Here is a 13,973-nt window from a genome sequence, read left to right as displayed (position 1 = left end):
GCCGTGGGGGGCGTCCTCGGGGCCGTACGATCGGGCCCATGGCCGTGGCGCCCCTCCGACGTACGCCGACCGCTTCCCGTGTCCGGGCGGCGGCGCTCGGCCTGTCCCTGGCGCTGCTGGCGGCGCTCGTCGCCGGGTGCGGCGGGACCGCCTCGGGCGGGCGGCCCACGGCGGACGCCACCGACGCCGGGATCCGGCAGGCGCTCGACCGGCGGGCCGCCGCGGTGCTGCACCACGACCGGGCGGCCTTCCTCGCCGGGATCGACCCGCGGGCGACGCGCTTCCTCGACCGGCAGAAGGCGATGTTCACCGACATCGCGGACGTGCCGCTGGCCGACTGGTCCTACCGGCTGGTGCGGACCGGCGCGTTCGGCCTGCCGCCGACCGCCGACGGCACGGTACGGGCCGCGGCCGAGGTCCAACTGCGCTACCGGCTCAGCGGATTCGACGCGGCGCCGGTCGCCGCGACCGACTACCTGACGCTGTCCCGGCGGGGCGGGAGCTGGTACGTGGCCGGGGACGACGACGGCGCCGCGTCCGGGCACCGCGGCGCCGTACAGCTGTGGGACCAGGGCCGGGTGACGGTGGTGCGGGGCACGGACAGCCTGGTGCTCGGGCTCGGCGACGCCGCCGGGCTGCGCGGCTACGCCGAGGACGTCGACCGGGCGGTGCCGGAGGTCCGGCGGACCTGGGGCGGCGCCGGGTGGTCGGGCAAGGTGGTGGTCGAGGTGCCGCGCACGCTGGACCAGATGGCCGCGCTGGCCGCCGCGGACCCGGCCGATTACCGCAACATCGCCGCCGTCACCACGGGGGAGGGCGGCGGCAGCGCGCGGGTCGGCTCCGACCGGGTGATCATCAACCCCGAGGCGTTCAGCGGGCTCTCCGCCTTCGGCCGGCAGACCGTGCTCACCCACGAGACCACGCATGTCGCCACCCGCGCGTGGACCACCGCCCGCACCCCGCTGTGGCTCTCCGAGGGCGCCGCCGACTGGACCGCCTACCGTACGGCGGGCCGCACCGCCCGCGAGCTCGCCCCGGAACTGGCCGCCGCCGTCGCCGCGGGCCGCGTCCCCGCCGCGCTGCCCGCCGACGCCGACTTCCACTCCGCCGACGCCGACACCCTGTCCCGCGCCTACGAGGGCGGCTGGCTCGCCTGCCGCCTGATCGCCGACCAGTGGTCCCCGGACGCGCTCGTCGCCTTCTACCGCGCCGTCGCCTCCGGCGGCACCGTCGACTCCCACCTGCGCACCACTCTCGGCACCACCCTCCCCGCCTTCACCGCCCGCTGGCGCGCCTACCTCCACCAGGAGCTGCCATGACCCGTGACCCCGCCGCGGACCCCCCGGCCCACCGGCCCCCACCTCCGTCGAACGCCGCCCCAGGACGCCCCCCGCACACCCCGCCGCCAGCAGGATCTTCGCCTGCGGCGGATGCCGGTTCTTCGGCTGCGGGGGTGGGGGACTTCAGTGCGGAGGAGGTCGGGCGGGCGCGGGCTTTGCGGCGGGGGGTGTGGCCGGTCGCGCTCGGCGGGCGGGTGGCAGCGCTGGGGCTGATGCTGGGGCTGGGGCTGACGACCGGGGGAGCGGGGCTGGTCGCGGCGTTCGGCGGCGGGACGTGGGGCGGCCGGGTGGCGGGCGCGGCGGTGTCCCTGGTGCTCCTGCCCGAGGTGCTGGGGCTGCCCTTCGCGGCGCGCGGGCGCGTGGTGCGCCGCCGGTTCGGCCTGGTGACGCAGGGCTGGGGCGGGTGGTGGGCGGACGTGCTGCGCGGCCTGCTGATCTCGCTGCCGCTGACCTTCGGTGCGCTCTTCGCCGTCTACGCCCTCGCCGGGGCGACCGGCCACTGGTGGGTGTGGGCCGCGCTCGGCGCCGCCGCGCTGACCGTCCTGATGTCCTGGGCGGCGCCCATGATCTTCGAGCCGCTGTTCAACCGCTTCACGCCGATGGAGCCGGGCCCCCTCAGGGACGCCCTGCTGGCGCTCGCCGCCCGCGACGGCGTCACCGTCGAGGATGTGCTGGTAGCCGACGCCTCGCGCCGTACGACCGCGCTCAACGCGTACGTGTCCGGCTTCGGCCGCACCCGCCGCATCGTCGTCTACGACACCCTGCTGACCACGGCGCAGCCGCGCGAGGTGGAACTGGTGGTCGCCCATGAACTCGGCCACGTCGTGCACCGGGACGTGCCGCGCGGCACCGCGCTCGGCGCGCTGGGCGCGGCCGTCGGCGTGTGCGTCCTGGCCGCCGTGGTGACCTGGCGGCCCCTGCTCGACCTCGCGGGCGCCGACGACTTCGCGGACCCGCGCTCCGCCTGGCTGCTGGCGGCCGTCGCCACTGTCGGCGGCGCCGTCGCCGGGCCGCTGGGCTGCGCGGTGAGCCGCGGGGTCGAGCGGCGCGCCGACCGGCACGCCCTCGAACTGACCGCGGACCCGGCCGAGTTCATCGCGATGCAGCGCCGCCTGACGGTCGCGAACATCGGCGACCCCGACCCGCCGCGCGCCCTGCACCTGATGTTCGGCACCCACCCCACCCCCGCCGAACGCATCGCCGCCGCCCGCGCCTGGCGCCCGGCCGTCCCGCAGGACACGTTCTAGCCCTTGTCGTGCACCCCGACCCGCTCGGCTCGGGTGAGCACCGCGGCCGGGGCGTCGGCGGGTTCCCCCTCGACCGCGCCGCGCGCCGCGCGGCGCGGCACGGTGGCCGCCCACAGCCGACGGCAGGCGCTCAGGGACGCCAGGACGAGCAGGCCGTTACGGGTGACGATCAGCGCCACGCCCAGCTTGTCGCTGTGGGCGATGTCCTCGAAGAAGATCGGGAACTCCAGCGTGGTGAAGAGCGTCGCGCCCAGCATCAGCGCGACCGGCCGCCGTACCACCGACTCCCGCAGCGTCATGCAGACCGCGCCGATGCCGACCAGCCACACCATGTACTGCGGGCTGATCACCCGGCTGGTGGTGGTGAAGACCAGCACCGCGGTGAAGGCCGCGTCGAAGGGCGTGGCGACCGAGTACGAGCGGGCCCGCACCCGCCACAGCAGCAGCCAGGCGAAGGCCAGCAGGGACAGCGCCATCGCCGCGGTGCTCACCAGGTGCACATGCGGGCCGATGAACTCGACCGACCCGTAGTGCATCCGCGCGGTGCCGTGCCAGCCGAAGTGCCGGGCGATGTGGAAGACGGTGGCGCCCAGCGACTCGACCTCGGTGCCGCGGTCGCGCTGGAAGGTGAGGAAGGACAGCGAGCCCGGCATGGCCAGGTGGAAGGCGAGCGCGATCACCGCCATCGTCACCGCCGCCGAGATCCACGACCGCCGGGTGGTACGGCCGCGGGGCGTCCCGATGAGCAGCAGCAGCGGCCACACCTTGAGCATGGCGCCCACCCCGGCCAGCACCCCGCCCGCCTTCGGGCGGCGCGGCAGCAGGAGCAGCCCCGCCACGGCGACGGCGGTGACCATCACGTCGTAGCGGGCGTAGATGATCGGGCCGAGCAGCGCGCCGCCGCCGACCCAGACCCACACCCCGGCCATCCGGCCGCCGCGCCTGACCCGCGAGTCGCGCAGCAGCACCGCCAGGATCACCGCGTCCGCCAGGAAGGCCAGCCAGAAGAAGGCGGCGGTGTAGCTGAGGAAGGGCAGCAGGCCGGGCGCGAGGATCACCAGCGCGGCCCCCGGCGGGTACTGCCAGGTCACGTCGTGCAGCGGGAAGCTGCCCGTGCTCAGCACCCCGTACCAGCGGTGGTAGACGGACGAGACATCGTGGGCGATGTACTGGCCGGGAAAGTGGACGACCTCGAACACGAACAACAAGAACGCGGCTCGGGTGACGACCCAGGTGAGCACGGCCCAGCCACGACCGCTGATATGTGTGTTTGTCACGATACGCATCATGCGGTGAGCGGCGGCCCGGTCGCGGGACGGACGCGGCCGGTGGCGGCCAGCCGGGTGAACACCGCGTGAGCGGGTACTGTCGGCGGCGATGGACAAGACCCTGATCGTGACCAACGACTTCCCGCCCCGGCCCGGCGGCATCCAGTCCTTCGTGCACAGCATGGCGCTGCGGATGGACCCGGGACAGGTCGTCGTCTACACCTCCACCTGGAAGGACGGCGCCGAGGTCGCCCGCTTCGACGCGGAGCAGCCCTTCCCCGTGGTCCGCGACCGCACCTCGATGCTGCTGCCCACCCGCAGGGTCACCCGGCGCGCCGCCGACCTGCTGCGGGAACACGGCTGCTCCTCCGTCTGGTTCGGCGCCGCCGCCCCGCTCGGCCTGATGGCGCCCGCGCTGCGCAAGGCCGGGGCGCGGCGGCTGGTCGGCACCACGCACGGGCACGAGGCGGGCTGGGCGCAGCTCCCCGCCAGCCGCTCGCTGCTGCGCCGGATCGGCGAGGGCACCGACACCCTCACCTACCTCGGCGAGTACACCCGCTCCCGGATCGCCGCCGCGCTGACCCCGGCCGCCGCCGCCCGGATGGTCCAACTGCCGCCGGGTGTCGACGAGAAGACCTTCCACCCCGGCTCGGGCGGCGCGGTGGTACGGGCCAGGCTCGGCCTCGCCGACCGCCCGGTGGTGGTGTGCGTGTCGCGGCTGGTGCCGCGCAAGGGCCAGGACACGCTGATCCAGGCCATGCCCCGGATTCTGCACGAGGTGCCGGACACCGCGCTGCTGATCGTCGGCGGCGGACCGTACCGGGGAGACCTGGAGAAGCTGGCGGAGCGGACCGGCGTCGGCCACGCGGTGCGCTTCACCGGGCCCGTGCCGTGGGAGGAGCTGCCCGCCCACTACGGCGCCGGTGACGTCTTCGCGATGCCGTGCAGGACCCGGCGCGGCGGCCTGGACGTCGAAGGGCTCGGCATCGTCTACCTGGAGGCGTCCGCGACCGGGCTGCCGGTGATCGCGGGCGACTCCGGCGGCGCGCCCGACGCGGTCCTGGACGGCGAGACCGGCTGGGTGGTCGCGGGCGGCTCGCCCGCGCAGTGCGCCGACCGCGTCCTGACCCTGCTGCGCGACCCCGAACTGCGCGCCCGGATGGGCGAGCGCGGCCGTCGCTGGGTCGAGGACGCCTGGCGCTGGGACCTGCTGGCGCAGCGGCTCACGTCCCTGCTGTAACCCGATGGGCGCGGTCACGGCCGCCGTCCCGGCGCCGTCGTCGTACGAGAACCGGCCACCGTAAAAGACCATGCGTCATGGGCATGGAGGGTTCACGCGGACCCGCCCATCATGCGCGCATGACATCAGACCTGACGCGCCGTCACTTTCTGGGACTCGGCGCCCTCCAGACCGCAGCAGCACTCGGCCTCACCCGTATCGCGCTCTCCGCGACCCCCGCGTCCGCCGCGCAGGCGGAGCCCGCCGCCACCACCTTCAGCCCCGCGATCGTGATCGGCTCCGGCTACGGCGGCGCCGTCGCCGCCCTCCGGCTCGGCCAGCGCGGTGTCACCACCACCGTCCTGGAGATGGGACGGCTGTGGGACACCCCCGCCGCCGACGGCAAGATCTTCTGCAACACCAGCTCGCCCGACCAGCGGTCGATGTGGTTCCGCAGCCGCACCGAGGCGCCGCTGGCGACCTTCCTCTGGCTCGACCTCGTCAACAAGGACATCACCCCCTACCCCGGCGTCCTGGACCGCGTGCACTACGGCGACATGTCCGTCTACGTCGGCCGCGGCGTCGGCGGCGGCTCCCTGGTCAACGGCGGCATGGCCGTCACCCCGTCCCGCGCGTACTTCGAGGAAGTCCTCCCGCAGGTCGACTCCACCGCGATGTACTCCACGTACTTCCCGCGCGCCACCAGCATGCTCGGCGTCAACACCGTCGACCCCGCCTGGTTCGAGTCCACCGAGTGGTACCAGTTCGCCCGCGTCTCCCGCGACCAGGCCCACAGCGCCGGCCTCAGCACCACCTTCGTGCCGAACGTGTACGACTTCTCGTACATGAAGGCCGAGGCCGCGGGCACCGCCACCAAGTCCGCGCTGGACCAGGAGGTCATCTACGGCAACAACCACGGCAAGCGCAGCGTCGACAAGACCTATCTGGCCTCGGCGCTCGGCACCGGACACGTCACCATAGAGACCCTCAGCCGGGTCAGAGCCGTGAGAAGAGCGGCCGACGGCACGTACGTCCTGACCGTCGACCGGATCGACCTGACCGGCGCGGTCGTGGAGACCCGCGAGGTCGGCTGTCGCTACCTCTTCCTCGCCGCGGGCAGCCTCGGCTCCACCGAGATCCTGGTCAGGGCCCGCGAGACCGGCACCCTCCCGCAACTCAACGCGAGCGTGGGCACCGCCTGGGGCGGCAACGGCAACATCATGCTCGCCCGCGCCAACTACCTGTGGAATCCCACCGGGGCGCACCAGTCCACCATCCCCGTCATGGGCATCGACGACTGGTCCAACGCGAGCAACCCGGTCTTCGCCGAGATCGCGCCGCTCCCGATCGGCTTCGAGACCTGGATCAGCCTCTACCTGGCCATCACCAAGAACCCCGAACGCGGCACTTTCTCCTACGACGCCGCCACGGACTCCGCCCGGCTGAACTGGACGCTCGCCCAGAACCAGCCCTCGGTCAAGGCCGCCAAGACCCTCTTCGACCGGATCAACCGCAAGCAGGGCACGATCTACCGCTACGACCTCTTCGGCGGCAACAAAGCCTTCGCCGACGACTTCTGCTACCACCCGCTGGGCGGCCTGCCGCTCGGCCGCGCCACCGACGCGTACGGCCGTGTCAGCGGCTACGACCACCTCTACGTCACCGACAGCTCCCTGATCCCCGGCTCCATCGGCGTCAACCCGTTCGTGACGATCACCGCGCTCGCGGAGCGGCTCATGGACAGCGCCCTCGCCGAAATCAGCCCGTCCGGCGTTTGAGGACAGAACCTCAGCGCTGGTAAAGGGCCTCGATCTCCGCCGCGAAGTCCGTCAGGACGACATTCCGCTTCAGCTTCAGCGACGGCGTGACGTGGCCGGACTCCTCCGTGAACTGGGTCGGCAGAATACGGAACTTCCGCACCGACTCGGCCTTGGAGACGGCCGCGTTGCCCTCGTCCACCGCGCGCTGCACGGCCGCCAGCAGCTCCGGGTCGGCCGCCAGCTCGGCGACGCCCGCGCCCGCCTTGCCGTGCTGCTCGGCCCAGTGCGGCAGGAACTCCTCGTCCAGGGTGATCAGCGCCGCCACGAACGGGCGCCCGTCACCGACCACCATGCACTCGGCGACCAGCGCGTCCGCCCTGATCCGGTCCTCGATCACCGCGGGCGCGACGTTCTTGCCGCCCGCCGTCACGATGATCTCCTTCTTCCGGCCGGTGATCGACAGATAGCCGTCCTCGTCGAGCGAGCCCAGGTCACCGGTGTGGAACCAGCCGTCGGAGACCGCCTCCGCGGTCGCCGCCTCGTTGTTCCAGTACCCGGTGAACAGGTGCTCGCCGTGCAGCAGCACCTCGCCGTCGTCCGCGATCCGCACGGTCGACCCCGGCAGCGGCTGGCCGACCGAACCGATCTTCGTACGGTCCCAGGGGTTGAAGGCCGTGGCCGCGCAGGACTCGGTGAGGCCGTAGCCCTCCAGCACCGTGAAGCCGATACCGCGGTAGAAGTGGCCGAGGCGCTCGCCCAGCGGCGCGCCGCCGGAGATCGCGTGGGTGGCCCGGCCGCCGAGGACCGCGCGGAGCTTGGCGTACACGAGCCGGTCGAAGACCTTGTGGGTGAACCGCAGCTTCAGCGACGGGCCCGCCGTGGTGTCCAGCGCCCGGCTGTACTCGATCGCGGTGGCCGCCGCGCGGTCGAAGATCTTGCCCTTGCCGCCCGCCTCCGCCGTGGCCCGCGCGGTGTTGTAGACCTTCTCGAAGACCCGCGGCACCCCCAGGACCATCGTCGGCCGGAACGAGCCGAGGTCGTCGGTGAGGTTCTTCACGTCCGGCACATGGCCGAGCCTGATCGGCGCCATCACGGCCGCGACCTCGACCAGCCGCCCGAAGACGTGGGCCAGCGGCAGGAAGAGCAGCACCGAGGAGTCGCCGGTACGGAACAGCGGGCTCAGCCGCTCCACCACGTTGCCGCACTCCGCGAAGAAGCTGCGGTGGCTCAGCACACAGCCCTTGGGGCGGCCCGTGGTGCCCGAGGTGTAGACGACGGTCGCGGGGGAGTCGGCGCCCGCGCTCGCGCTGCGCTCGTCCACCACCGCGTCGGAGATGTCGGTACCCGCCGCGTTCAGCGCGTCCACCGCCCCGGTGTCGATCCGCCACAGGTGCTTGAGCCGCGGCAGCCGCTCCCGTACGGACTCCACCGCGCTCTCGTGCGGCTCGGACTCCACGACCGCCGCGACCGCGCCCGAGTCGCTGAGGATCCACTCGATCTGGGACGCCGACGACGTCTCGTAGACCGGCACGGTGACCGCGCCCGCGCTCCAGATAGCGAAGTCCAGCAGCGTCCACTCGTACCGCGTCCTGGACATCACGGCCACCCGGTCGCCCGGCTGCACGCCCGAGGCGATCAGACCCTTGGCGGCGGCGCGCACCTCGGCGAGGAAACCCGTCGCGCTGACGTCCTGCCACCGGCCCGCGGAGTCCTTGCGGGCGACGACGGCGGTGTCCGGATGCTGAGCGGCGTTGCGGCGGATCAGATCCGTCAGATTGGCGTCCGCGGGGACCTCGTACAGGGCCGGAAGACTGAACTCACGCAAGGCGGCTGCTCCTCATCGGTGCCACGGCGCACCCGGAGGGAAGATGTGGACGGCGTGGACGTTACCCATCGGTAAAGCTCTGGCGATAGGGGGGCCGTACAGATGTTCTCAGCGTCACACACACATCACACGCGCTTCACACACCGGGGCGGAGCGGCTGGGTTCCTGCCCGGAAGAGTAGTCCAGCGCCCGGCCGGGCCGCCGCTGACCCGCTAGGGTCTGTCCGGCTATAACGTGTCCGCATGCGGGTCCATGTGGTGAGTGACGTCCATGGCGCTGCCGAGGCCCTGAGCCGGGCCGGGGACGGCGCGGACGCGCTGGTCTGCCTGGGCGACCTGGTCCTCTTCCTCGACTACGCCGACCACTCCCGCGGCATCTTCCCCGACCTCTTCGGCGTCGCCAACGCCGACCGGATGGTCGAGCTGCGCACCGCCCGCCGCTTCGACGAGGCCAGGGTCCTGGACCAGGAGCTGTGGGCCGGGACCGACCGGCGCACCGCCATCGAGTCCGCGGTACGCAAGCAGTACGCGGAGCTGTTCGCCGCCTTCCCCGCCCCGACGTACGCCACCTACGGCAACGTCGACATCCCGGCCCTCTGGCCGGAGTACGCGGGCCCCGGCACCACCGTCCTGGACGGCGCGACCGCCGAGATCGGCGGCCGGGTCTTCGGCTTCGTCGGCGGCGGCCTGCGCACCCCGATGCGCACCCCGTACGAAATCTCCGAGGAGGAGTACGCGGCCAAGGTCGCCGCCCTCGGCCCGGTCGACGTGCTCTGCTCCCACATCCCGCCCGCGATCCCGGAACTCTGCTACGACACCGCCGCCCGGCGCTTCGAGCGCGGCAGCCAGGCGCTGCTGGAGGCGATCCACACCGTCCGGCCCAAATTCGCGCTCTTCGGCCACGTCCACCAGCCGCTGGTGCCGCGCACCCGGATCGGCCGCACCGAATGCGTCAACGTCGGGCATTTCAACCACACCCGCCGGCCGTGGGTCCTGGAGTGGTGACCGCGCCGCCGGACGCGACCGGCGGCGCCCGCAGCGGTGACGGCCGCCCCACCTGCACGCGGTAGCCTTCAGCAGCAATGGCATGCGATGTCCCGGAGGGGCTACGGCGATGGCGGAACACACGAAGTCGAGCATCACGATCGAGGCGGCTCCGGCCGCCGTCATGGGCGTCATCGCCGACTTCGGCCGCTACCCGGAGTGGACGGGAGAGGTCAAGGAGGCGGAAGTCCTCGCCACCGACGCCGAAGGCCGCGCCGAGCAGGTCCGGCTGGTGCTCGACGCCGGGGCGATCAAGGACGACCACACCCTGGCGTACACCTGGATCAGCGCCACCGAGGTGCGCTGGTCGCTGGTCAAGTCCCAGATGCTGCGCACCCTCGACGGCTCCTACGCCCTCGCGCCGCGCGACGGCGGCACGCGCACCGAGGTGACGTACCAGCTCACCGTGGACGTCAAGATCCCCATGCTCGGCATGATCAAGCGCAAGGCGGAGAAGGTCATCATCGACCGGGCGCTCGCGGGTCTGAAGAAGCGCGTCGAGTCCGGGAGCGGTGAGGGCGGGGACGCGGCCGGCGTGCCGGACTCCGCCGACGCCGCGGCCGACTCCGCCGCCAAGCCCGACGACCCGGCCTGACCCGGTGACCCGCGCCCCGCGACCGCCCCGCACCCTGCTCGTCACCGGCCACGGAGGCGCGGGCCGCACCACGGTCGCGGCGGCGACCGCCGTGGCCGCCGCCCGCGACGGCGTCCGTACGGTGCTGCTCACCGGCGACCGCGCCGACGTGGCCGCCCTGCTGCCGCTGTCCGCCGCGCCCGAGGCCGCGGGACCGCTGTCCGGGTCACCCGCGCTCGGCCGCCCCAGCGCGGTGGACGGCCTGCCGGAACTGCGGGTCGCGGCCGTCGACACCGCCGCCTCCTACCGGGCCGCCACCCTCGACCTCCAGCAGCGGATCGGCACCCTGCTCGACATGCTCGGCGCGGCCCCCCTCGACCCCGAGGAGCTGACCGAGGTCCCCGGCGCCGACGCGCTCGCCCTGTTGCGGGCGCTGCGCGACGTGCACACCGTCGGCCACGACGACCGGCCGCCGTGGGACCTGGTCGTCGTCGACCTGCCGCCCGTGCGCGACGCCGTCGCGCTGCTCGCCCTGCCGGAACAACTGCGGCGCTACCTGCGGCGGTTGCTGCCCGCCGACCGGCAGGCCGCCCGCGCGCTGCGCCCGGTGCTCGCCCAGCTCGCCGGGGTCCCGATGCCCGCCGAGTGGGCGTACGAGGCCGCCGCCCGCGCCGACCGCGAGCTGTCCGCCGTGCAGTCGGTGATCGAGGACACCGGGACGACCGTGGCGGTCGTCGTGGAGCCGGGACCGCACGCCGAGCGCGTGCTGCGCGACGCCCGTACCGGACTCGCCCTGTTCGGCCACCGCCTCGAAGCCGTGGTCGCCAACCGGCTGCTGCCCGCCGACTCCGCCGACCCCTTCCTCGCCGGGCTCGGCGCCCGCCAGCAGGACCGGCTCAAGGCGATGGCCGAGACCTGCGCGGCCGACGCGGTGGCGTTGCGCGAACTGCCGCACCTGGGCGCGGAACCGCGAGGACCCGCGGAACTGGCGGCGCTGGCCGTCGACACCTTCGAGCACCGCTCTCCGCAAGCCGGTGTCTCGGGTTCGCGGGCCGCGGACCCCTGGACCGTCGACGACCGCCTCGCGGCCGAGGGCCACTTCGTGTGGTCGCTGCCGCTGCCCGGCGCGAGCCGCGAAGGGCTCGACCTGGTCCGCCGCGGCGACGAACTCGTCCTGGACGCGGGCGGCTTCCGGCGGATCGTGCCGCTGCCGTCCGCCCTGCGCCGCTGTACGGTCTCCGGCGCCGCGCTGCGGGACGGCGTGCTGCGCGTACGGTTCACGCCCGACCCGGCGCTCTGGCCGAACTGAGCGGGCGCCCCCGGCTCTCCCCGGGCTCCCCGGCGCCGGCTGCCTGCCGCCGGTACCCGCTGTCCCGTCGGCCGGTCGGGTACCGTCGAGGGAGCCGACGCAACCAGCCCGGAGCGCCCCTTTTGGAGCCGATCATGAGCGAATCCACGGAACGTCCCGACGCCGACGCCTGGGCGAAGGCCAGCGCCGAGGACATCGCGGCCGAGCACGCCAGACGGCGCGAGCAGGCGGGGCAGGGAGTCGGCAGCGCGGGCGAGGAGCTGCGCCGCCTCGCGGAGGCGTTCGGCGAGGCCGTCACGGACAAACTGGGGGCGCTGCGGAACCCCGCGGTACAGATGGCCGCCCAGGGCGTCATGTCCCAGATGCGTTCAGTTGTCGAACCCATCAAGGACCGTAATCCGGATGTGTTCGACCATCTGACGGCCGCGGGAGCCGAACTGCTCGCCGCATACCGCTCTGCGGTGGCCCAACACGAGACGCGGTGGACGGGCGAGGACCGCGCTCCGAGTTCACCGACTGAACACATCGACCTCGACTGACCTCCCCTCCGGTACGGTTCTCCTAAGCGGGGATCGACCGAAAACTGAGGGACACATGGGACTCACCATCGGCGTCGACATCGGCGGCACCAAAATCGCGGCCGGCGTGGTCGACGAGGAAGGCTCGATTCTCGAGACCGTCAAGGTGCCGACGCCGCCGACTCCCGAGGGCGTCATCGACGCGATCGTGGAGGCGGTACGCCAGGTCAGCACCGGTCACCAGATCGAAGCCGTCGGCATCGGCGCCGCCGGCTATGTCGACGACAAGCGCGCCACCGTCCTCTTCGCCCCCAATATCAACTGGCGGCACGAGGCACTGAAGGACAAGGTCGAGCAGCGTGTCGGGCTCCCCGTGGTCGTGGAGAACGACGCCAACGCGGCGGCCTGGGGCGAGTACCGGTTCGGTGCCGGGCAGGGACATTCCGATGTGATCTGCATCACGCTCGGAACGGGTCTCGGCGGCGGCATCATCATCGGCAACAAGCTGCGGCGCGGCCGGTTCGGCGTCGCGGCCGAGTTCGGTCACATCCGGGTCGTGCCCGACGGGCTGCTGTGCGGTTGCGGCAGTCAGGGCTGCTGGGAGCAGTACGCGTCCGGGCGCGCGCTGGTCAGGTACGCGAAGCAGCGGGCCAACGCGACCCCGGAGAACGCGGAAGTGCTGCTCGCCCTCGGCGACGGCACGGTGGACGGCATCGAGGGCAGGCACATCAGTGCCGCCGCCCGCCAGGGCGACCCGGTCGCCGTCGACTCCTTCCGCGAGCTGGCCCGTTGGGCGGGCGCGGGGCTGGCCGACCTGGCCTCGCTCTTCGACCCGTCGGCGTTCATCGTCGGAGGCGGTGTGTCGGACGAGGGCGAACTGGTCCTCGATCCGATCCGCAAGTCCTTCCGGCGCTGGCTGATCGGCGGGGAGTGGCGTCCGCACGCCCAGGTGCTGGCCGCCCAACTCGGCGGCAAGGCAGGGCTGGTGGGCGCGGCCGACCTGGCACGACAGGGCTGACACGATGACAGTGGAGGATCTGCCGAGTTCCGCCACCGAGCCGGGGGGCTCGGCGGTCGTCCGCGTGCTCAGCTACAACATCCGTTCCATGCGGGACGACACGGCGGCGCTGGCCCGGGTGATCCGAGCCTGCGCCCCCGATCTCGTCCTCGTCCAAGAGGCTCCGCGGTTCTTCCGATGGCGTAAGGCCGCGGCCCGCCTCGCCCGTGCGTCCGGCCTGGTGTACGTGACCGGCGGGGCGACCGCCGCGGGCCCGATGATCCTTTCCTCGCTCCGCGCGCATGTGGAGCGGGTGGAGGATCCGCTCATGCCGCACCGGCCCCCGCTGCACCAGCGGGGGTTCGCGACCGCCGTGCTCAGGATCGGCGGCGCGCGGCTGGCCGCCGTCTCCACCCACCTGAGCCTGTCGCCCGCCGAGCGGTACGAGCAGGCCGGATACGTACTGGACCGGGTGGCCGCGATGGGCGAGCCGTATGTGGTGCTGGGCGGCGACTTCAACGAGCCGCCGGACCGCCCCGGCTTCTCCCGGATCGCCGACGTCCTCCAGGACGGCTACGCCACCGCGCCGTGGGGCGCCGAGATCACCAACCACCGGGCGCCGTTCCAGCGGATCGACGCCGTCTTCAGCACACCGGGCATCGAGGTGCTGGGCTGCGGGGTCCCGTTGGGCCTGCCCGGAGTCAACGAGGCCGATCTGTACGCGGCCACCGACCACATGCCGGTGCTCGCCGCGCTCCGGGTACCCGCCACCGCGATGGAGGCGGAAGCGGAGGGCGACGCGGAAGCGGAGGCCGGGGCGGACGCGCGGGCCGGTACCGAGGCAGAAGCCGAGGCGGAAGCGGCGGGTTAGCC

The 13,973-nt window shown here is 73.3% G+C and carries 12 protein-coding genes; 10 read left to right on the top strand and 2 right to left on the bottom strand.

The window, feature by feature from the left end:
* The first annotated feature begins 38 nt into the window (after window positions 1-38).
* Both ACIOC1_RS08940 and ACIOC1_RS08935 read left to right on the top strand, forming a co-directional pair.
* Window positions 39-1,319, top strand: coding sequence for a hypothetical protein (locus tag ACIOC1_RS08940; RefSeq protein ID WP_401852911.1), 1,281 nt, complete (start codon window positions 39-41; stop codon window positions 1,317-1,319).
* A gap of 134 nt (window positions 1,320-1,453) precedes the next feature.
* Entirely contained in the window at window positions 1,454-2,587 is a 1,134-nt protein-coding gene (locus ACIOC1_RS08935; protein ID WP_401852908.1) for a M48 family metallopeptidase, read from the top strand.
* Here ACIOC1_RS08935 and ACIOC1_RS08930 read toward each other — a convergent pair.
* On the bottom strand, window positions 2,584-3,873 hold the full coding sequence (locus ACIOC1_RS08930) for a glycosyltransferase 87 family protein (RefSeq protein ID WP_391043902.1): 1,290 nt from the start codon (window positions 3,871-3,873) through the stop codon (window positions 2,584-2,586). The two genes, ACIOC1_RS08935 and ACIOC1_RS08930, sit on opposite strands and share 4 nt — an antisense overlap.
* A 91-nt stretch (window positions 3,874-3,964) precedes the next feature.
* Between ACIOC1_RS08930 and ACIOC1_RS08925 the strand changes: the two genes are divergently transcribed.
* Together ACIOC1_RS08925 and ACIOC1_RS08920 are read left to right on the top strand one after the other, a co-directional pair.
* The gene (locus ACIOC1_RS08925; protein WP_355334230.1) at window positions 3,965-5,095 is read left to right on the top strand and encodes a glycosyltransferase family 4 protein; all 1,131 of its coding nucleotides are present in this window, start codon (window positions 3,965-3,967) and stop codon (window positions 5,093-5,095) included.
* A gap of 119 nt (window positions 5,096-5,214) precedes the next feature.
* Window positions 5,215-6,852 carry a GMC oxidoreductase gene (locus ACIOC1_RS08920; RefSeq protein ID WP_401852905.1) on the top strand — a complete coding sequence of 546 codons (1,638 nt, stop codon included), beginning with the start codon at window positions 5,215-5,217 and terminating at the stop codon, window positions 6,850-6,852.
* Between the two features lie 10 nt (window positions 6,853-6,862).
* Here ACIOC1_RS08920 and ACIOC1_RS08915 read toward each other — a convergent pair whose 3' ends face one another.
* Window positions 6,863-8,659 (bottom strand): AMP-dependent synthetase/ligase, encoded by a 1,797-nt coding sequence (locus ACIOC1_RS08915; RefSeq protein ID WP_355334225.1) that lies wholly within the window; start codon window positions 8,657-8,659, stop codon window positions 6,863-6,865.
* Window positions 8,660-8,901: 242 nt separating this feature from the next.
* On the opposite strand from ACIOC1_RS08915, the gene ACIOC1_RS08910 reads away from it, so the two are divergent.
* The 6 genes from ACIOC1_RS08910 to ACIOC1_RS08885 all read left to right on the top strand — a co-directional run bounded on the left by ACIOC1_RS08910 (window position 8,902) and on the right by ACIOC1_RS08885 (window position 13,971).
* Entirely contained in the window at window positions 8,902-9,663 is a 762-nt protein-coding gene (locus tag ACIOC1_RS08910; protein WP_355334223.1) for a metallophosphoesterase, read from the top strand.
* 109 nt (window positions 9,664-9,772) lie between these two features.
* Window positions 9,773-10,297: an SRPBCC family protein gene (locus tag ACIOC1_RS08905; RefSeq protein ID WP_391124148.1), complete on the top strand. Its 525-nt coding sequence runs from the start codon at window positions 9,773-9,775 to the stop codon at window positions 10,295-10,297.
* 4 nt (window positions 10,298-10,301) lie between these two features.
* A complete protein-coding gene (locus tag ACIOC1_RS08900; RefSeq protein WP_401852901.1) occupies window positions 10,302-11,585 on the top strand; it encodes an ArsA-related P-loop ATPase in 1,284 nt (427 codons plus the stop codon).
* A 134-nt stretch (window positions 11,586-11,719) separates the two neighbouring features.
* Window positions 11,720-12,124 carry a DUF5304 family protein gene (locus ACIOC1_RS08895; RefSeq protein ID WP_401852899.1) on the top strand — a complete coding sequence of 135 codons (405 nt, stop codon included), beginning with the start codon at window positions 11,720-11,722 and terminating at the stop codon, window positions 12,122-12,124.
* Window positions 12,125-12,179: 55 nt separating this feature from the next.
* A complete protein-coding gene (locus ACIOC1_RS08890) occupies window positions 12,180-13,121 on the top strand; it encodes an ROK family glucokinase (protein ID WP_355334214.1) in 942 nt (313 codons plus the stop codon).
* Between the two features lie 4 nt (window positions 13,122-13,125).
* Window positions 13,126-13,971 (top strand): endonuclease/exonuclease/phosphatase family protein, encoded by an 846-nt coding sequence (locus ACIOC1_RS08885; protein ID WP_401852896.1) that lies wholly within the window; start codon window positions 13,126-13,128, stop codon window positions 13,969-13,971.
* Window positions 13,972-13,973: the final 2 nt, after the last annotated feature.

It is taken from the genome of Streptomyces sp. NPDC088197, from assembly GCF_044741185.1.
Taxonomy (GTDB): domain Bacteria; phylum Actinomycetota; class Actinomycetes; order Streptomycetales; family Streptomycetaceae; genus Actinacidiphila.
This window is presented reverse-complemented; position numbering and strand designations above follow the sequence as displayed.

Coding starts and splice junctions, on each gene's coding strand:
- ACIOC1_RS08940 (WP_401852911.1), top strand. CDS start 39: ATGGCCGTGGCGCCCCTCCGACGTACGCCGACCGCTTCCCGTGTCCGG.
- ACIOC1_RS08930 (WP_391043902.1), bottom strand. CDS start 3,873: ATGCGTATCGTGACAAACACACATATCAGCGGTCGTGGCTGGGCCGTG.
- ACIOC1_RS08925 (WP_355334230.1), top strand. CDS start 3,965: ATGGACAAGACCCTGATCGTGACCAACGACTTCCCGCCCCGGCCCGGC.
- ACIOC1_RS08920 (WP_401852905.1), top strand. CDS start 5,215: ATGACATCAGACCTGACGCGCCGTCACTTTCTGGGACTCGGCGCCCTC.
- ACIOC1_RS08910 (WP_355334223.1), top strand. CDS start 8,902: ATGCGGGTCCATGTGGTGAGTGACGTCCATGGCGCTGCCGAGGCCCTG.
- ACIOC1_RS08905 (WP_391124148.1), top strand. CDS start 9,773: ATGGCGGAACACACGAAGTCGAGCATCACGATCGAGGCGGCTCCGGCC.
- ACIOC1_RS08895 (WP_401852899.1), top strand. CDS start 11,720: ATGAGCGAATCCACGGAACGTCCCGACGCCGACGCCTGGGCGAAGGCC.
- ACIOC1_RS08890 (WP_355334214.1), top strand. CDS start 12,180: ATGGGACTCACCATCGGCGTCGACATCGGCGGCACCAAAATCGCGGCC.
- ACIOC1_RS08885 (WP_401852896.1), top strand. CDS start 13,126: ATGACAGTGGAGGATCTGCCGAGTTCCGCCACCGAGCCGGGGGGCTCG.